The organism is Spongiibacter sp., from assembly GCF_041602295.1.
Classification (GTDB): Bacteria; Pseudomonadota; Gammaproteobacteria; order Pseudomonadales; family Spongiibacteraceae; genus Spongiibacter.
Genome location: NZ_JBFIGO010000051.1, coordinates 1 through 19,239, shown reverse-complemented (window position 1 = coordinate 19,239; position 19,239 = coordinate 1). Strand labels below are relative to the sequence as shown.

The following is a 19,239-nucleotide window of genomic DNA, read 5'->3' as shown; positions in this document are numbered from 1 at the left end:
CTGGCCTGGCTGCTGCTGAGTAACCGCAAGATTAACAAGCCGGAAGAGGGCGCGACGACAGGGCATATCTACGACGGCATTGAAGAGTACGACAAGCCAATGCCGGCATGGTGGATAAAAATGTTTGTGTTGACCATGGTGTTTGGCGCTGGATACTTGCTGGCTTTTCCCGGTATGGGGAATTTTCCCGGTTTGCTGAATTGGAGTTCGGTAAATCAGTGGCAGGGCGACGTGGCGGCGGCGCAGCAGCGCAATGATGCACTGTATAGCGAGTTTATGCGGGCCAGTGTTGTTGAGTTGGCCGGCGACCCGAAGGCGATGCGTATTGCCCGGCGAGTATTCGCCAATAACTGTGCGATTTGCCACGGCAATGACGCGCGCGGCAGTTACGGCTTTCCCAATTTGCGCGACAGCGACTGGCTGTATGGCGGCAGTGCTGAGCAAATTGCCCAATCGATTCACAGCGGTCGCAGCGGCGTCATGCCCGCGTGGCAATCGCTGCTGGGCGACAGCGGTGTAGCCGAAATGGCGGCTTATGTACTGAGTTTGGGGAACGCCAACTTTGCGCCTGCCGAACAGGACCGGCCTGCCCAGCAAAAGTTCGCCATGCTCTGCGCCGGCTGCCACGGCGCCAGCGGTGAGGGTAATGCCGTCTTGGGAGCGCCGCGCCTTAATGACGATATTTGGTTATACGGCGGTGATGCGGGAAAAATTATTCACAGCATCGCCAATGGCCGCTCCGGTAAAATGCCCGCTCACGCCGACAGTCTCAGTCCAGAGAAAATTCATTTGCTCACTGCTTATGTCTTTCAGCTGGCTGGCGAGGAGCCTTAACCTGCGATGGCTAAGCCGGGACAGATAGGCGGAGAGCAGGGCGCTGCGGCGCCGGAGAATCTCGCGGTAGAGATTGCGGTGCCGGCGGAAGTCGCCGAAATGGATTTGTATCAACGGCGCGAGAAGATCTACACCCGTGCCATTGAGGGTTTTTATCAGCGTATTCGTCTGTTCACCGGCTGGCCACTGTTACTGGGTTTTTTACTGCTGCCTTGGCTTAATTGGGAGGGCCGGCAATCGCTGTTATTTGACCTGCCCGCCCGGCAGTTTCATGTGCTGGGACTGACGTTCTGGCCGCAAGATATGACGCTTTTAGCGTGGTTGCTGATTATTGCTGCCTTTGCGTTATTTGCGGTCACGAATTTGGCCGGCCGGGTGTGGTGCGGTTACAGCTGCCCGCAGACGGTGTGGACCAGTATTTTTATGTGGTTGGAACAGAAGACAGAGGGTACGCGCAATCAGCGTATCAAGCTCGATTGCGAGCCGTGGTCAATGCGCAAGTTGCGTAAGAAAGCGGCGAAGCACACGCTATGGCTGGGTTTTGCCTTGCTTACTGCGGTGACCTTTGTCGGCTATTTTACGCCGATTCGGCAGTTACTTACCGCTGCCTTTGACTGGTCAGTCAGTCCCTGGGCAATGTTTTGGATCGCCTTTTTTACGCTGGCAACGTATATCAATGCGGGCTGGATGCGCGAGCAGGTATGTTTGTACATGTGTCCCTATGCCCGCTTCCAATCGGCAATGTTTGACTCGGATACGCTAATTATAAGTTATGACGCCAAACGCGGTGAGCCGAGGGGAGGGCGCAGGCGTGGGGCTCAGCTTGGCCTGGGTGACTGCGTGGACTGCCAGCTATGTGTGCAGGTTTGCCCCACTGGTATCGATATTCGCGACGGCCTGCAATATGAATGCATTGGTTGCGCCTTGTGCGTCGATGCCTGCAATTCAGTGATGGAAAAAATGCGCTATCCACGCGGACTGATTCGCTATGCCACAGAAAACAGTTTGCGCGGTCAGGTCGTGCGAATTTTTCGCCCGCGGCTTATCGGCTATATGGCAATGTTAGGCGTGATGTTGGCGGTGTTTAGTTACGGTATTTCTCACCGCGAGGTGATTGAGCTCAGCGTGTTACGCGATCGTCAGGCGCTATTTGTGACGCTTGATAATGGGCTTATCGAAAATCGCTACACCGTTAAAGTTGCCAATAAGACTCAGCGCCAGCACCAGTATGTTTTGTCGGTGAAAACTTCGCTACCACTGCGTGAGTTCCGCGATCAAGTGATTAGCTTGCAGGCGGGTGAACTGCTTGATTGGCAGTTAACTCTGCAGGTCCACGCCAGCGCGCTTAGCGCTGCGCGGACACCGTTATTGTTTAGCATTCGACAGTTAGATGACGATCGTAATGTCGCCAATGTGCAGAGCAGTTTTTTTGGCCCACCGCCGCAGTGAGGATAGCGCAATGGAGATTCCCTGGTACCGACAATTCTGGCCGTGGTTTTTAATCAGCTTGCCGGCAGCGGTGGTGGTGGCCGGAGTCGGCACCGTGGGCATCTCCTGGCGTTACGCCGATAATCTGGTGGCCGACGATTATTATAAGCAGGGCTTGGCGATTAATCGGCGACTTTCTGAGGATCGTCGCGCCGCTGCTCAGCGACTCGTTGCCACCTTGCATGTCGAGCACGGCGGGCGTATTCGCGTGGTGTTATTGGGGGCGCTAGCACCGCGCCCCGATCACTTGCAGCTGCTGTTGCAACATCCCACTAGGCGCGAGCTTGACCGGCACTTTGTTCTAGGCCGCAATGACGCGGGCTACAGCGTCGACACCGACGACCAGCTTAGTGGCCGTTGGTATACCACTTTGCGGAGTCTAGCGAGCGAGGATCAGCATGTCTGGCGATTAAAGGGCGAGGTCGATTTTCGACAGCAGTCGCAACACACGCTGAGCAGTCGCCGTGTTGATTGAGTCCGGCTGCTATCACTGCGGTGAGCCACTGCCGCGCGGTGCTGACTATCGTTTGCTGATCGACGGCCGGGAGCAGCGGCTGTGCTGCCCGGCCTGCCTGGCGGTTAGCGAATGTATCGTCGCATCGGGCTTGGGTGACTACTATCTTATGCGCGAGCAGCACGCCGAGCGGCCCGGCGATAGCCGAGATGATTTTGCACAATATGACGTTCCGGCAGTTTATCAGCAATTTTCTCACGCGATTGACGGCGGTTGGCGAAGTCAGCTGAGCATCGCTGATATGCACTGCGCGGCTTGCGCGTGGTTGATAGAAGCCCGTCTTGGGGAGCTGCCGGGGGTCATGGCTGTACACGTTAATTTGCAGCGCGGCGTGGTGACTATCGATTGGCAGCTGGGTCAATGTCAGTTGAGTACGCTGTTTGCGGCCATCAATCAGCTGGGCTACTGCGCACAAGCCTGGTCGGCACAGGGGCATTGGCAGCAGCTGAATGCGCAGCGCCGGGCTTTGCTGCGTCGCTTGGGTGTGGCTGGCGTGGCGATGATGCAATTGCTAATGGTGGCGATTGCGCTGTACGCCGGAGATTTTCAGGGCATTGATAGCGACAGTCGACAATTGCTGCGCTGGTATAGTTTAGCGCTGGCGACGCCGGTCATTTTTTATTCGTCACAGCCTTTTTTTAAAGGTGCATGGCGCAGCATTCGCGGCGGCAGATTGGGGATGGATGTGCCGGTGTCGTTGGCGTTGTTGGCGGCCTATGGCGCCAGTGTCCGCGCGACCTTAAGTGGGACGGGGCATGTGTATTTCGATACCGTCAGTATGTTCAGCTTTTTCCTGTTGCTCAGTCGCTATGTACAGGGTGCGCTGCAAATGCGCCGCGAGGCGGCCATGCGGCCGTTACTGCCAATGACCGCCCGAAAGTGCGTGGCTGATGGCAGTATTGAGTGGCTGGCTTTGCCGTCGTTGCGCGAGGGTGATGAGTTGATTGTTCAACCCGGCGAGGTGGTGCCGGCCGATGGTCAGGTTGTTGCTGGCAGCAGCAGCGTCGAAGACAGTGTTTTTAGTGGCGAGTTTATGCCGCGCGATATTGCGGTAGGCGATGCGGTGTTGGCGGGTTGCCACAATATTGATGGCAGCCTGCGACTGCGCGTGAGCAGGGCTTCACAGCAGTGCCGCTTGTCACAGATCGACAAGCTGCTCGACCGCGCGCGAGGTGCCAAGCCGGCGACAAGCGAGTTGGCGGACCGCATAAGCGGTCATTTCACTGCCCTGGTGTTGTGCTGCAGCGTCGCCGCTTACGCTTACTGGACACTGCAGTCGGGGCACAGTGCGTTTTTGACGGCGCTGGCGGTGTTAGTGGTCAGTTGTCCCTGTGCGCTGTCGTTGGCGACGCCCAGTAGTTACGCCGCCGCGGTGAGTGCGCTGCGGCGGCGCGGCGTGCTGGTTGCCAATGCAGCGGTGCTGGAGTCGTTAGCCAGTATCAGTCACGTTATTTTTGACAAGACAGGCACCCTCACTGAGGGGCGCCCGCAGTTGCTGCGTGTGGAGTCGCAGTCGGGCTACAGCGACCGTGAACTGCTTAGCCTCGCTGCGGCCCTGGAATCCGGGTCGCCGCACCCTATCGCGCGAGCGTTTACCGAAGACGCTTTGCGTCGCGCCGGTTATGCCATTGATGCGCGAACTGTTTGTCGGCAGGAGATAAAAGCGGGGCAGGGTGTAAGCGGTGATATCGATGGCCGTCATTACCGGATAGGACGGCGGGAGTTTTGCGCGGTGAACGCTGCCCGGAGTCGCTGTAGCGAAGAACAAATGACGGTATACCTGAGTGAGGGTGAGCAGCTCATCGGTCGCTTTGTGTTGCAAGACAGCCTGCGCTGCGATGCCCAGGCCAGTGTTGCGGAGTTTCGCCGTCGCGGCATTCGCACGCTATTACTTAGCGGCGACGTCTCTGCGGAGGTGGCGAGGCTGGCGGCGGATATGGGCTTTGATGACTATCGGGCCAGCTGCAGCGCTGGGGATAAACTGCAGCGAATTCGCCAGCTTCAGCAGAGCGGTGCCGTGGTAATGATGGTCGGAGATGGCGTCAATGATGCTCCAGTAATGGCCGCCGCAGATGTGTCGGTGGCCATGGCGGGCGCCAGTGATCTGACGAATTCCTGCGCAGATGTGTTGCTGCTTAACGATCAGCTATCACTGCTCAGTACAGTGTTTGTGGTGGCGGCGAAGATGCGCCGGGTGTTACGCCAGAATATCGTCTGGGCACTGCTGTACAACGGCTGTGCCCTGCCGGCGGCGGCGTTGGGTTTGGTGCCGCCGTGGCTGGCGGCGATTGGCATGTCGCTGAGTTCCCTGGTGGTGGTGATAAACGCTTTGCGCCTCGATCGGCAACCTCTAGCTGTAACCCCACCAGTACTGCTCAGTGCCGGTGAGCCGAGGTGGCAGCATGGCTAGTTTGTACATTTTGTTGCCGATAGCGCTGCTGTTTTTTGCGGCGTTTTGCGCGCTGTTTTTGTGGGCGGTGAACCACCATCAGTTTGATGATCTAGAGCGCGAGGCAAGGCGAATTCTCTACGATGACACAGATCAAACAGCGATAAAGCAGGATATCCCCGACAGTGGAGCTAACTAACTTTAATGGCGCGGCAGCGCTGATGCTGGGTTTGATGGGCAGCCCTCATTGCCTGGGTATGTGTGGGCCGATCAGCGCGCTGGGCGGCGTATCGTCGCGTGGTCGTTCGGCGCCGCTGGCACTGGGTTTTCAGGGCGGCCGTTTGGCGAGTTATACACTTATTGGCGCACTGGCTGGCGGCTTAGTGGGGCTGTTGGGTAGTGAATTCTTGGTGATGGCTAGCGGCTTGCGAGTATTCGCTAATCTGTTGCTGATTATGATTGCGCTGAAATTAGCCGGTTGGTGGCGCCGCGTGGGCCTGATCGATAGCGCCGTGGCCCCGTTGTGGCGCTATGTGCAACCGCTGGTACGCCGCTTACTGCCGGCGGACCATTGGTCTAAGGCATTGGCGCTGGGTGGTCTGTGGGGATTTTTGCCCTGTGGCTTGATCTATAGCAGTCTCGCTTGGGCCAGTGTGCAGGGGGGGAGCTCGGAGTCAGCGTGGTTGATGCTGTTGTTTGGGCTTGGCACACTGCCGTCGATGTTGGCGGTGGGGGTGGCCCAACGCAGCGCGCTGAGTAAGTTGCGCAGCTCAGGGCTGCGCAGTGTGGTCGCCGTGGCGATGATCGCATGGGCATCGTATTCACTGTTTATTGTTTTTGCGGGCCACGGTGATGGGCCAGGTGGTGTAAGCCATCGCTACCATCACCATTAACGGGCGCTCAGTTGAAGTGGCGACGCAGGCGCAAGAGGAACAGCGGGTTGCCGACAATATAGCGTTTCCACATCCGGCTGGGTTCTTCCTTCAGGCGCCACACCCACTCCATGCCCAACTCGCGTAACCACAGCGGCGCGCGGGACACTTTGTCGGCGTAAAAATCGAACAGCCCGCCTACTGCCATGGCTACGGGAATATCGATTTGATCGCGGTGCGCGGCCAGCCACTGCTCTTGCAGGGGCTGGCCCAGGCCAACCAGTAAGACATCGGCGCCGCTGCGGTTGATACGTGCAATGATGTCGCTGCAATCGGTCTTGTCGAAGAAGCCATCTGCGCAGCCTGCAGAGATCAATGAAGGAACGCGCGCCTGCATATTTTTCATCGCTTTTTCCGCAATGCCGGCTTCGCCACCGAGCATGAACAGGCGCTGGTTTTTGCGGGCCATTTGCCCGCAGAGCAGCGGCAGCATGTCGGTCCCATTGATATTGCCCTTGCGCTGCACACCGCTGCGGCGACAGGCGATTTCGATGCCGCTGCCATCGGGTAACAGATAATCGGCGTTGTTCAGGGTGCGGCGATAATTGGCGTCGCCGTAGGCTTGGTTCAGCGTGTGGGTATTGGCGAACAAATAGCTGGTGCCGGCATCGTTGAAGATGTCGCGGGCTACAGATGCTAAGGTTTTATCCATGCTGAAGTTATCAATCCGCACCCCGAAGATTTGGAATGACTCGCAGTCGCGCAACGGTGCGTTGTTGCGATACAGACTGCCGGCGAGCAGTGACTTGATGATAATCGCGGCGCGCTGGCGCAGGCCGTTATTGGCGGCAAACTCGGCATTGCATTGTTGTTCGTCAATAAAGTCCAAACCGGAGATTCGGCGCAGCTCAAATAAAGAAAACATCCCGGGCTGATAGCACTCTTGTTGAGCCAGGGGGCTGTTGCTAGCGCGCAGGCGCGTGCCAACCAAGGCGATATCGCCGCGTAGGGTATTCCACAGCAGCGGTGCCCGCGACAGCGTCGCGCGGTCGCTCAAGGTGTAGGCCTTGAAGATTTTTCCATTGGCGTGAATCATGTCTTCAGTTTGTAGCACCGGCTTGCCGCCAGCCCTTTGTTTCAGCGCGTGTAGGGCCAGTAGGGGGCTTACAAATAGCAGGCTGATGGCGGCGACTAAACGCTCGATATAGTTAATAGCAGTGCGGTGATTCATTGTGGTGGCCCTCTGGGTGTCTGGTGAGCACAAATGCTCTTGGCAGAGCTATCGCAAGGCCTGTGCCAGCAGTTTTGTTTTTGTAAGGTGCTGTTTTGTATAACAATGTTTGTTTTTTTGGGGGCGGGCTAAGGCAGGCTGCTTTGCAAAATGCAAGGCAAGTTGTGGTGCCAGTGCTATTGCGGCTGCGGAGTATTGACCCGACTCCGCGCTAGCTGTCTTAATGCAGACTATTGGCAAAAAGGTGGACAGGGTTTGCAGGACACAGCTGTTGAAAATAGTCGCCAGGATTGGCTAAACCGATTGAGCTCCCGCAGTGGCGCAGGCCTCGGTGCCCTGTTGGTATTCCTGCTGTTGCTGGGCGGCGGCTGGGTTGTGGAAAAACAGCAGGCGGAAAGTGTTCGCGCTGGCGAGTTGGCGAAAATGCTGAGGGAAATTTCCATCCTGCGGGCCAGGGTGGAATCGGCTCTCAATGCCAAGCTATACCTTGTCCAGAGCCTCAATGCCCTGGTCCATGCAGAACCCACGATCAATGAACATATTTTTCAGCAGTTCGCCGTGGAGCTGGGCACGAATATCCGTTCCATCCGCAGTCTGCAGTTGGCGCCCCAGGGGGTGGTGAAGTACGTTTGGCCGGTCGAGGGAAATCGCGCCGCGATTGGCCACGACCTGTTTGCCGACGCCGAGCGGCGGCGAGCCGCAAATCTGGCGATTGCTTCGCGCAGTATCTGGTTAGCGGGGCCTGTCAATTTGATTCAGGGGGGCACCGCACTGATTGGTCGCCTGCCAATTTTTCTGCCCAGTGATAATCAGGAGAATGCATTTTGGGGCTTTGGCACCATTCTTCTCGATATGGAAGAGCTGGTTGTCGAGGTGGGTCTCGATCGCTTTGCACAGGACCACCAAGTGGCGGTGCGCGGCGCTGATGCCTTGGGTCGGGCCGGAGAGACCTTCTATGGCCGTGCCGAGTTATTTGACAGCGATGTGGTGACCAGTGCCATCCAGCTGCCCGCCGGCAGTTGGGAAATGGGCAGCATACCTCTCAATGGCTGGGCGGAGAGCTGGCCGGGGAAAGTGCGCAACCGCGTACTGTGGTTACTGGCGTGTTTTGCCGTCGCCGCCTTTACTTTTTGGCTGCTCCGTTTGCCGCACAGCTTGCGACTGGCTGTTGGTCGAGCCACTGCGGCCCTCAGTCGCAGTGAGGAGCGTTTTCGCGATGCCATCGAGGCGCTGCCAGACGGCTTTGCCATCTACGATAGCGAGGGCACCTTAGTTGTTATGAACGAGCAGCTGCGCAGCCAGTTTCGCTCGGTGAGCGCCCATGTCGGTCTGGGTAATACCTACGCAGAGTTATTGCGCAAGGGCATAGAGCTGGGGCAATACCGCTTTGGCAGCGAGGCCGAGGCCAAGAATTTTGTTGAGCAGCAGTTGCGGCGTCGCGAAAGTGGTGTGTCGTTTAGCGAGCGGCAACTGTCTGACGGCCGCTGGCTTTATGTGACGGAAAGCGCGATGAGTGATGGCGGTTTTGTGGCCTTCTATCGCGACATTTCTGAATTAAAGCAAAAAGAGTTGCAGCTCACCGATGAAAAAATGCGCGCCGAGGCCGCCAATCGCGCTAAAAGTGATTTCTTGGCGACGGTCAGTCACGAGTTGCGCACGCCCTTGAATGCGATTCTAGGACTGCTTGATCTGTTGGCTGACGACCCGGCGTTGAGCGGGGAGCAGCGTCATTTTATCGAAACCGCTCACGGTTCGGCTAAGCACTTGTTGAGCATTCTCAATGAGATTCTCGACATCAGTAAGATGGAAGCGGGCAAGCTGGAGTTGGAAAATAGTCCGTTTGTCCCCAGCGATACGCTGCATGCGGCGGTGGATATTATGCGTGCCAATGCTGAACAGAAGTCGCTGACGCTGCGCTGTGATATCGCTGATGAATTGCAGGCATCGCTGCTGGGCGATGCCGGTCGCTTGCGTCAGGTGGTGCTTAATCTGTTGGGCAATGCGGTGAAATTTAGTGATGCCGGCGAAATAGTACTACGCGCCCGCTGCGTGGAAAATCGCGACGATACGATGGTGATCGCCATAGAAGTGAGCGATCAGGGCATTGGCTTTGACGCCGCAGACGCCGCGCAGTTGTTTGAACCCTTTGCGCAGGCGGACAGCAGCTCAGTGCGCAGTCACAGTGGCACGGGCCTGGGTTTGGCGATCTGCAAGCGCATTGTCGAGAAAATGGGCGGTCAAATTCACGCCGACAGTGAGCCGGGGCTGGGGTCGCGTTTTACACTGACCTTACCTCTGCCAAAAGCCCAGAGTGGGCGGCCGTTACTGCCGAGCGAGCGGGGCTGGCGGCCATTGCAGCTGCTGCTGCTAGAGCCCAGTTTGCCCAGTCGCGTGGTCTTTGAGGCGATGTTGAAAGGCAGTGGCTATGAGCTGGAGGTGGTGGCTGACCCCGAGGCGCTGGCCGCGGCCATGGCGCGCCGACATTACGACATCGTCGTATTTGACTGCCCGTCGGCCGCTGTCGGCGCCGCGCACTTGGCGGTAATCCATGCCCAGCCGCAGTCACCCCAGACCATTGCGCTGCGCAGCGGCCGTGCCTCGTTGTCGCTGCCGGTGGATGTTGAGCTGGGCAAGCCGGTGGAAAAGGTGGCGTTGTTGGCGGCGCTGTTAAAATGTGCCGAGTTACGGCCTCAGCTGCTTTCCTAAATGGCGTAGTAAACGGCATCGCAATTTGCAATGCGTCTTGTTTGTCGGCGTTTGTTGGGTGAGTGCTTAAGAAAAAACGCTCATAAAACAGCGGCTTGAGTTTTTAACGTGTTGGCCCGTTCTTTGCGAATACTGCCTTAACAGCAGCCTATTCAGCGGAGAAGCACATGGCTATTCTAGACTTAGATCTTGTCGACACAGTAAAGACTCAGGACCACTCAGCGGAAAATGCCGGACAAGGTGCCAATTACCTCGACGAGGTTATTAGTGACGCACTGGCCGGCGATCATTTTTCCATGGTTTACCAGCCGCAATTTGCCATGGCTTCGGGAAAGCTGCTGGGTTTTGAGGCCTTGATTCGCTGTCATTCACCAAAATTTGGCGTTATCTCGCCGGCGGAATTTATCCCCCATGCCGAGGAGAACGGCAATATTATTGAAATCGGTAACTGGACTTTCAGGCAGGCGCTTAAAGATTTGGCGCAGTTTCGTCAGCGCGGCCTCGACGATATCTATATGTCGGTGAACCTGTCGCCAGCCCAGTTCAGTGAAGGCGATGTGTTTGAACGCATTATGTTGATGCTGGTGGAGCTGGAGCTGCCTGCCAGTGCCCTGAAACTGGAGCTGACCGAAACCGCATTGATTCGCAATGCCAAGATGGCGATGCGCACGTTTAAGGCCTTTCAACGCGAAGGCGCACAGATTTGGTTAGATGACTTTGGCACCGGTTTTGCGTCATTGAACCTGCTGCGAGAATTTAATATCGACGGCCTGAAAATCGACCGCAGTTTTGTCGATGGCCTGCACCGCTGCGACAGTGATTTTACGATTTGCTCGGCGATCATCGCCATGGCTCAGCGGCTCGGCCTATACATTGTTGCCGAAGGGATTGAGAACGATGTGCAGATGGCCATTCTCGGTCAGCTGGGCTGCGACAGCGCCCAGGGCTTCCTGCTTGGTCGCCCGGTCAGTTTTGAAGAAAGTATGGAGAAGTTTGGTGCTACCTCATTTCACGCTAAGTCGGCAATGTAGTTGGTAATCGCGGTGCGCGCGTCGCCAATGCGCTGCCCTGCGATTTTTTGTAGGGCTTGCAGCTGATTGTGGTCGAGCAGTTCGCAGGCTAATTCCAGTTGCTGACAAAAGTTTTGTAACTGCACCGCGCCACAGTAACCGGCGCTACTCTTACTGGCATGGGCAACCTCGCGCAAGGCCGAAACGCTATTGGTACTGCCATCCAGCGCCGCCAGGCTATTCGATAATTTAGCCAGCTCATCGAGCACCATCGTCATAATGGTGATAACCGCTTCTGTTGAGGTGTCGTCCAGTAACTGCTGGGCGATCGCCATGTCCATCACCGCCGCACTGTCGGCGCTTTCGCTGAGGGGCTCATCCTGCGGCGCAGTGTCCTGGTCATTAAGCCATTTTTGCAAGCTGCTTAGCAGGCGCTGGCGGTCTACCGGCTTGGCGATAAAATCGTTCATGCCAGCGTTTAAGCAACGCTCTACATCGCTTTCAAAGGCGTTGGCGGTCATGGCGATAATCGGAATTGCTGCTGCTGGCTCCCCCATTGCCCGAATGCGTTTGCAGGCCTCGATGCCATCTAAATCGGGCATACGTAAATCCATGAGAATCAGACTGTAGTCGCCGGTCGCGGCGGCCTCGACGGCAAGGCGCCCGTTGTCGACAATGTCGAGCTGATAGCCGGCGCGTTCCAACATGGTTTTTGCGACTAACTGGTTGGCTTTGTTGTCCTCGGCCAGCAGTAACTTAACGTCGCGGCTGGGCTCGCTATGAGCTGCCGGTGCTAGCCCCGCATGGGAGGCTTTGCCTGCGCGATTGCCCTGCGAGGTGAAGGCCAACAGCGATGACGGTTTAAGGGGACGGTGCATGATATGGCTAAAGCCCACCGAGGTGGCGCTGAGAACACTGTCGGTGGAAAACGCGGATGCGTAGAGCACAATGCGGTCGTTGTTCAGGCCGCGCTCGCGGCACTGCCTTGCCAGGACTTGTGGGGCCGCCAGCGCCTGACTGATATCGATGATATACAGCGCGGCTTCAGCTTCCGGTAATTCGTCGATGCGTGCCACACAGTGGCAGGGCCAAGCCCAGAGCTCAGCCTGCCGACGGATGGCTTGAATAAACGAGGGGTTACTGCTGACCACCGCCAGTGGGCCGCCGGCTAGGGGCTGTGTTTGCGAGCTGATTGGCTTGGGCAAGGCAAAGGGCAGCACGATACGGAACAGGCAGCCCTCGCCCTCGCGGCTGTGCAGATGGATATGGCCGTCCAGTTGCTCGATCAGGCGTTTGCATATTGCTAGGCCCAGGCCGGTGCCGCCGTAATCGGTGGTATCGCTGCTATCGACTTGGCTGAACTCGCGAAACAGCAGCTGTTGTTTATCTTCGGCAATGCCAATACCGCTATCGCGGACCTCGAAAATAATGTCGATGTGCTGGTCACCTTCTTCCACTGTGCCGAGGGTGGCGCACAGGCTGACGCCGCCACTGTGGGTAAATTTAACGGCGTTATCCAGCAAGTTGGTAAGGATGCGGCGGATAAAGCTGACATCGGAGAGCACGGTGTTTGGAATGGCTGGATCGATCACTGCGGCGATATCGATGTCTTTGTTACTGGCACGCACGGCAATCACGTCGGCGACTTGCTCGCAGAGTTCGGCGAGCTGCAGCTCGCCAATATGGGCCTTAAACTCGCCGGCCTCTATTTTAGAGAAATCGAGAATGTCGTCGATGATGCCCAGCAAGCCGCTACCGGCGCCCAGCGAGGTTTCGACTAGCGACTGCTGTTCGGCATTGATACCCGAGTCCAGCAGTAGGTCCATACAGCCGAGAACGGCGTTCATTGGCGAGCGGATTTCGTGGCTCATGTGCGCCAGAAATTGGGTTTTTGCCTTATTACTGGCCTCGGCGATTTCTCGGGCTTTTTGCAAGGCGGCTTCGCGGGCGTGGCGTTCGGAGATATCGCGCACCGTCGCAGTAAAGAAAATTTCATTATTAAATGGTGCCGAGGGCACCACAGTGAGTTCGCAGGGGAAGATACTGCCGTCGCGGCGCATGGCTCTGACTTCGACGCGGTTGTTGAGTACCGGCCCTTCGCCGCTGGCATGGAAGTGGGCCATGCCAGTGTGGTGGGCCTGGCGGAGATCGGGCGGAATAATGATATCCGCGACGTTTTCCCCCGCGACTTCCTCGCGACGGTAGCCGAACAGAGCCTCGGCGGAACTGCCAAATTCGCGGATTATCCCGTCGCCGTCGATAGTGATAATGGCATCGAGGCTGGACTCGTAAAGCGATTGTGAGATGAGCTCCAAGTGCCGCTGACGCCGGTGAACACGGCCCAGGCCGATACTGTCTGGATAGACTCTGAGGGCGTAGCCCTTAGTGCGATCATCCGCTTTGGTGACATTGATAATCACCAGTTGCTCGCCCAGGGGCTCAATAAAGCAACAGGGGCCTGAGTCCGCACCTTGCTGGGGCAGTTCGCGCTGAATACGCGGCAATAGCTCGGGAAACAGGGTATGGATATGGTCGCCGCTTTGGCGTTGGCCCAGTTCGGGCCACTGGCTGGCTTCGGCCTGTTCCATCTGCTCGATAAAGCCCTGCTGGTTAATCGTTAAGTAGGTATCGAGTAGTAGGCCGGGTCCGCTCACTGCTGTGTCCATGCTCCGTCTCCTGTTGGCATAGTCTGCAGTATTTTCTATGCCGGCATCTAGGTCAATGTAGACGGTGAATGCCCGCGTATGCGGGAAAAGAAAAAATGCAGTTTGATTTGCAAAATGCAAGGCGACACCTAAGCTGTGCGTATAAGGTGTTGCTTTTCTTTGTGCGATTTTTTTAACTCATTGAATTAGAACAATAAAATTTTCCCACTATTTTGGTTTGGATTTTGCAACGCTAAAGGCGAGGCGGCAGAAATATTTTTTGTCGCGCCGTGTTACTGGCTGCCTGGCGGCCCGGCCCTCGATGGATGTGCATATGAGCGAACAGATAAACGCGCCAAGCAAATGTATTTTACTTGCCGATGACAGCCTTCCGGGCCTGTTGGCGGTGAAAGCGATGTTGTGCAAGCGTAATCACGTGGTGACCACGGCTGCCGACGGTGAGGAGGCGGTGGAGCAGGCTTATCGGCAAGCTTTTGACCTGCTGCTGCTCGACGAGCATATGCCCGGGCTGCGGGGGTCGCAAGTGGTGGCGGCGCTGCGCGCCGAGCCGGGGCCCAATCAACAGGCGCGGATTATTGCCCTGAGTGGCGAGTCGTCGCCGGAGGTTTTGGCGACAATGCGTGCGGCGGGCTTTGACGATTGCATCGCCAAGCCGGTGACGGCGGAGCAACTCGATATACTGCTGGAGGTTCCGGCGGTGGTCGAGAATAGCGAAGAGTCGGCGGTGCTGGAACAGCTGTTTAGCGATCTGGGCAACGCGGCGGCGTCGCGCCTGCTGGGTTTGTTTGTGGAGGAACTGCAGCAGTTGACCAGCCGCCTGCGCAGTGCCCAGGCCAGCAGTGATGAGGAGGAGCTGCTGGCAGTGGCACATATTTTAAAGAATTCTGCGGCGCTGTATGGCGCCGAGGCGCTGGCCGAGCTTGCCAGCAACATCAACGAGCAGGGTGAGCGTGGCGATATGTCTATGGCGCAGCCACTACTCGAACACTGTGAACAGGCGGTTCGTGCCGCTACAGCGCGACTCGCGGTCGCCGGAGGTAATACACAATGAGTCAGCCCGAAAATCAACAACTTGTCTATGTGGTAGAGGACAGCCTGTCCAGTGGCGCCTTGTACTGTGGTTACCTCGAACAAGCGGGATATCGCACCAAGCACTTTGTCGATGGCCACAGCGCGCTGTTGGCGATTAAGGACGAACTGCCCGATATTATGCTGCAGGATGTTTGCCTGCCGGACATCAGCGGCTTAGAAGTGATGCGCTTTGCCCGTGAGCGTTCACCGGCGTTGCCAGTGGTGATTGTGACGGCTAACAGCTCGATCGATGTGGCGGTAGATGCAATGCGGTTGGGGGGCTTCGATTTTATTGAAAAACCCTTTTCTAAAGATCGTTTGCTGGCGTCGTTACACGCTGCCAGTGAGCAATTGGCGGCCGATAGCCAGTTGCCGGCAAGCCCGGAATCACCCAGCGCGGTGAAGCAAGTCGAGGCGGCGGCGTCAGCGCCGAGCACATCGGTCGACCAGCACTTTGTCGGCGAGTCGGTCGAAATGGCAACCGTGTTTCGCCTGCTTAACAGTGCGGCGCGCAGTAAGGCCAGTGTGTTTGTGACCGGTGAAAGTGGTACAGGTAAAGAAGTGTGCGCCCAGGCGCTGCACAGTACTAGTGCCCGCTCAGGCGGCCCTTTTGTGGCGATCAATTGCGCGGCGATTCCTGCAGAGTTGTTTGAGTCGGAGATTTTTGGTCATGAAAAGGGCGCGTTTAGCGGCGCGGTAAATCAGCGTAAGGGTGCAGCCGAACAGGCGGATGGCGGCACCCTCTTTCTCGATGAAATTTGCGAAATGGATCTGAGTCTGCAGGCAAAGTTGCTGCGTTTTTTGCAGACCGGCACCTTCAGCCGGGTTGGCGGCAGCAAGCTGTTAAACAGTGATATTCGTATTGTTTGCGCGACTAACCGCGACCCGGCTCGCGAAGTCGGTGAGGGGCGTTTTCGCGAGGATTTATTCTACCGCCTGAATGTGATTCCTGTGCAATTGCCGCCGCTGCGCAATCGTGGCGACGATCTTTTGCTACTGGCCAAGCACTTTTTGGCGGAAAAGAGCCGCAGCAATGGCAAGCAGTTTAAGGGGTTCACTGCCGATGCAGAGGCCTTGATCAATCAATACGATTGGCCGGGCAATATACGTGAGTTGCAGAACGTCATCGAAAACATTGTCGTCATCAACGACGGCGAACAAGTCAGTCGCGACATGGTGGCGGCGTTGACCGAGTCGCAGTCGCCGCTGGTGGGGCGTTCGTCATCACCGCGTACGACGTCGCGCAGCAATGGTGTGAATCCGGTGAGTAGCGCCAGTAGCGGCGCCCAGGGTATTCGCCCGCTCTGGGAGGTTGAAAAGGAGGCTATCGAATCGGCTATTGATCAGTGCAGTGGCAATATCCCCTTGGCTGCAGCCTGCCTGGGTGTCAGTGCGTCGACGATTTACCGGAAGATAAAGGGCTGGGAAAACGGCGCCAGCTAGGCGCCGCAGTCTCTAGGCGACAGTGAGCGCCCGGGCGACTCGAGATAGGTTGTTGCGACCGAGCTGCTTGGAAATAAAGTTGCCGGCGACAATTAATTTGTTGAGATCGACGCCGTGCTCTATTCCCAGGCCGTTCAATAGGTAAATCAAATCTTCGCTGGCGACATTGCCGGAGGCGCCGCTGGCATAAGGGCAGCCTCCTAGGCCCGCCACTGAACTGTCGATGGTGGCAATCCCGCGTTGCAGGGCAGCATAAATATTGGCAATAGCCTGGCCGTAGGTGTCGTGGCAGTGGACGGCGAGTTGTTCGGCGGGCAGCTCTGTGAGCAAGCAGTCCAGCAGACGGTTGATCGATGCCGGGGTGCCGACCCCGGTGGTGTCGCCCAGCGAAATTTCATAGCAGCCCATATCCAGCATGGCTCTACTGACGTCGAGGACGCGGTCGGGGGCGGTGTCGCCGTCGTAGGGGCAGGCGATAACACAGGACACATAGCCGCGCACCCTGATGCCGACCGCCTTGGCCATGGTCATGACCCCTTCAAAACGCTGAAGGCTTTCGGCAATGCTGCAGTTGATGTTTTTTTGAGAAAAGCCTTCCGAGGCGGCGGCAAACACGGCGACTTCTTGGACGCCGGCCGCCAGAGCTCGCTCCAGACCTTTTACGTTTGGGGTGAGGGCGCTGTAGCAAATACCGTCGTCGGGCAGGGCCGCGAACACCGCCTCGCTGTTGGCCATTTGCGGCACCCATTTGGGATTGACGAAACTGCCCGCTTCGATATTTTTCAGCCCAGCCTTGGCGAGCAGGGCGATAAGCTGGACTTTGTCGGCAAGGGCAATGGTCTGCGCTTCATTTTGCAGGCCGTCGCGGGGGCCGACTTCAACGATTTTTACCTGTTTGGGGATCACGCTGATGGCTCCTCGGCAAAGTCCAGCAGGTTGGCGCCGCCCTCGACTAATTCGCCCTCGGTAAAGTGGAAGTGCTCTACTTGGCCGTCGGCGGGGGCAGTGACGCTGTGCTCCATTTTCATCGCTTCCATAATCATCAGTACCTCGCCCTTCGCGACGGTCTGGCCGGGTTTTACCAGCAGGCTGACAATACGGCCATTCATCGGCGCGACGAGGCCGCCGTGCTGCTCATCGCTGGCGCTGTGGTAGCGATGGGGCTGATAGTGCAGGGGCGCGCCATTTTCTGTAAACAGTGCAACGCGGTCGGCGTGGGCCGCGTAGTGCAGGCGACTGCGCCGGCCGTTAATTTCGGCAAACAGCTGCGCTCCGTCCAGTGTGCCATCGACGCGAAAAGGCTGGTCATCAATGTGTAGCTGCCAGCCGCGGTCCAGCGCTTGAACGCGGATGTCGCAGCGCTGTTGGTCAATGTCCAGCGACAGCAGGCGCTCGGCGGTAAGGTTCAGCCGCCAGCTGTCGGTTTGCCAGGGGCCGCTGGCCGGCGCGTGCTGACCTTGTTCGCTGAGCAAGTAGTGCAGGGCCGCCAGGGCGCAGCGGTGGTTTGTTTCTGCCGCTAGGCTCTGTTCGGCGCGCTGCTGCATGTCGCCGTAATGTTGTTCAATAAAGCCGGTATCGAAATTGGCGGCGACAAATTCCGGGTGGCTGGCCAGCGCCAGCAGAAATTGGCTATTGGTGGTCAGACCATCGATATAACACTGGCGCAGTGCCAGCTGCAGGCGTTTTAACGCGCGCTCGCGGTCCTCGTCCCAGACGATCAGTTTGGCGATCATCGGATCGTAATACATGCTGATAGTGTCGCCGCTGCAAACGCCGGAATCGACGCGCACATGCCGGTTTTGAGCCGGGAATTTAAGGTAGTCCAGCCGGCCGGTTTGCGGCAAAAATTGCTTGTCGGTGTCTTCAGCGTACAGCCGCGCCTCAAAGGCGTGGCCGCGAATCTTCAACTCCTCTTGGCTGCGCGGCAAAATGCCGCCGCTGGCGACCCGCAGCTGCCACTCCACCAGGTCCTGACCGCTGATCATCTCCGTGACGGGGTGTTCCACCTGCAGGCGGGTGTTCATCTCCATGAAGTAGAAGCTGTTGTCGCTATTGAGCAAAAACTCGACGGTGCCGGCGCCGCTGTAGCCAATGGCTTTAGCGGCTTGCACCGCGGCCTCGCCCATGGCGGCGCGCAGGCTTTCGGGCATGCCGGGGGCGGGGGCTTCTTCGATGACCTTTTGGTGGCGCCGCTGCAGCGAGCAGTCGCGTTCGAACAGGTGGACCGCGTTGCCGTGATTGTCGCAGAACACCTGAATTTCGACGTGGCGAGGCCCAGTCAGGTATTTTTCTACCAGCATTTTGTCGTCGCCAAAGGCGTTTTTGGCTTCTCTGCGGGTGGCGGCCAGTGCCTGGTCGAATTCGCCCTCGCTCCAGACAATACGCATGCCTTTGCCGCCGCCACCGGCGCTGGCTTTAAGCAGCACCGGGTAGCCGATGTCGCCGGCGGAGCGCTTGAGCAGTTCATCGTGCTGATCGTCGCCGTGGTAGCCGGGCAGCAGGGGAACGGCGGCCTCGCTCATAATGGCCTTGGCGGCTGACTTGGAGCCCATGGCTTCGATGGCCGCGACTGGCGGGCCGATAAATACCACTCCGGCAGCCTCGCAGGCGCGGCAAAAATCGGCGTTTTCGGACAGAAAGCCGTAGCCGGGGTGGATCGCTTGGGCGCCACTTTCGGCCGCCACCTGAAGAATTTTATCGCCGCAGAGGTAGGACTCCGCCGCCGGGGCCGGGCCGATATGATAGGCCTCATCTGCCAGGCTAAGGTGTTTGGCGTCGCGATCGGCGTCGCTGTAGACGGCCACGGTGGCGATACCCAGGCGTTTGGCGGTGGCGATAATGCGGCAGGCGATTTCACCGCGGTTGGCAATGAGAATTTTACTGAACATGGGGTTCTCCGCTGTGCCAGGCCGGCAGACGTTTTTCCAGAAAAGCCGAGAGGCCCTCCTGGCCTTCAGGGGATACGCGGATATCGGCAATGCGCTGGCAGCTGTCTTGCACCAGCGCGCTGTCGAG

The 19,239-nt window shown here is 57.7% G+C and carries 14 protein-coding genes; 10 read left to right on the top strand and 4 right to left on the bottom strand.

Translation table 11 applies throughout. The features are described from left to right. The 6 genes from ccoP to ABYM29_RS09845 all read left to right on the top strand — a co-directional run. Positions 1–834 (top strand): cytochrome-c oxidase, cbb3-type subunit III (gene ccoP / locus ABYM29_RS09870; RefSeq protein WP_372864567.1); only part of this gene is annotated, 834 nt, incomplete at its 5' end. A gap of 6 nt (positions 835–840) precedes the next feature. Beyond that, on the top strand, positions 841–2,283 hold the full coding sequence (gene ccoG, locus ABYM29_RS09865) for a cytochrome c oxidase accessory protein CcoG (protein ID WP_372864566.1): 1,443 nt from the start codon (positions 841–843) through the stop codon (positions 2,281–2,283). A gap of 10 nt (positions 2,284–2,293) precedes the next feature. After that, positions 2,294–2,797, top strand: coding sequence for a FixH family protein (locus tag ABYM29_RS09860; RefSeq protein ID WP_372864565.1), 504 nt, complete (start codon positions 2,294–2,296; stop codon positions 2,795–2,797). After that, a complete protein-coding gene (locus ABYM29_RS09855; protein WP_372864564.1) occupies positions 2,787–5,246 on the top strand; it encodes a heavy metal translocating P-type ATPase in 2,460 nt (819 codons plus the stop codon). Before ABYM29_RS09860 ends, ABYM29_RS09855 begins: the two co-directional genes overlap by 11 nt. Next, positions 5,239–5,424: a cbb3-type cytochrome oxidase assembly protein CcoS gene (ccoS, locus tag ABYM29_RS09850; protein WP_372864563.1), complete on the top strand. Its 186-nt coding sequence runs from the start codon at positions 5,239–5,241 to the stop codon at positions 5,422–5,424. The genes ABYM29_RS09855 and ccoS overlap by 8 nt, the downstream gene beginning before the upstream one ends. Next, positions 5,411–6,118: a sulfite exporter TauE/SafE family protein gene (locus ABYM29_RS09845; protein ID WP_372864562.1), complete on the top strand. Its 708-nt coding sequence runs from the start codon at positions 5,411–5,413 to the stop codon at positions 6,116–6,118. Before ccoS ends, ABYM29_RS09845 begins: the two co-directional genes overlap by 14 nt. Positions 6,119–6,125: 7 nt before the next feature. On the opposite strand, the gene ABYM29_RS09840 is transcribed toward ABYM29_RS09845, so the two are convergent. Beyond that, positions 6,126–7,328: a WecB/TagA/CpsF family glycosyltransferase gene (locus ABYM29_RS09840; RefSeq protein ID WP_372864561.1), complete on the bottom strand. Its 1,203-nt coding sequence runs from the start codon at positions 7,326–7,328 to the stop codon at positions 6,126–6,128. A gap of 255 nt (positions 7,329–7,583) precedes the next feature. On the opposite strand from ABYM29_RS09840, the gene ABYM29_RS09835 reads away from it, so the two are divergent. Both ABYM29_RS09835 and ABYM29_RS09830 read left to right on the top strand, forming a co-directional pair. Beyond that, on the top strand, positions 7,584–10,034 hold the full coding sequence (locus ABYM29_RS09835) for an ATP-binding protein (protein ID WP_372864560.1): 2,451 nt from the start codon (positions 7,584–7,586) through the stop codon (positions 10,032–10,034). Between the two features lie 167 nt (positions 10,035–10,201). Then, the gene (locus ABYM29_RS09830; protein ID WP_372864559.1) at positions 10,202–11,065 is read left to right on the top strand and encodes an EAL domain-containing protein; all 864 of its coding nucleotides are present in this window, start codon (positions 10,202–10,204) and stop codon (positions 11,063–11,065) included. On the opposite strand, the gene ABYM29_RS09825 is transcribed toward ABYM29_RS09830, so the two are convergent. Further along, a complete protein-coding gene (locus ABYM29_RS09825) occupies positions 11,044–13,710 on the bottom strand; it encodes a response regulator (RefSeq protein WP_372864558.1) in 2,667 nt (888 codons plus the stop codon). The genes ABYM29_RS09830 and ABYM29_RS09825 overlap by 22 nt on opposite strands. 313 nt (positions 13,711–14,023) lie before the next feature. On the opposite strand from ABYM29_RS09825, the gene ABYM29_RS09820 reads away from it, so the two are divergent. Both ABYM29_RS09820 and ABYM29_RS09815 read left to right on the top strand, forming a co-directional pair. After that, positions 14,024–14,761: a response regulator gene (locus tag ABYM29_RS09820; protein ID WP_372864557.1), complete on the top strand. Its 738-nt coding sequence runs from the start codon at positions 14,024–14,026 to the stop codon at positions 14,759–14,761. Then, on the top strand, positions 14,758–16,224 hold the full coding sequence (locus ABYM29_RS09815) for a sigma-54-dependent transcriptional regulator (RefSeq protein ID WP_372864556.1): 1,467 nt from the start codon (positions 14,758–14,760) through the stop codon (positions 16,222–16,224). The genes ABYM29_RS09820 and ABYM29_RS09815 overlap by 4 nt, the downstream gene beginning before the upstream one ends. 12 nt (positions 16,225–16,236) lie before the next feature. Here the strand turns inward: ABYM29_RS09815 and ABYM29_RS09810 are convergent, their stop codons facing one another. Together ABYM29_RS09810 and ABYM29_RS09805 are read right to left on the bottom strand one after the other, a co-directional pair. Continuing rightward, the gene (locus tag ABYM29_RS09810) at positions 16,237–17,130 is read right to left on the bottom strand and encodes a hydroxymethylglutaryl-CoA lyase (RefSeq protein ID WP_372864555.1); all 894 of its coding nucleotides are present in this window, start codon (positions 17,128–17,130) and stop codon (positions 16,237–16,239) included. Continuing rightward, on the bottom strand, positions 17,127–19,112 hold the full coding sequence (locus tag ABYM29_RS09805) for an acetyl-CoA carboxylase biotin carboxylase subunit (RefSeq protein ID WP_372864554.1): 1,986 nt from the start codon (positions 19,110–19,112) through the stop codon (positions 17,127–17,129). Before ABYM29_RS09805 ends, ABYM29_RS09810 begins: the two co-directional genes overlap by 4 nt. Positions 19,113–19,239 lie beyond the last annotated feature (127 nt).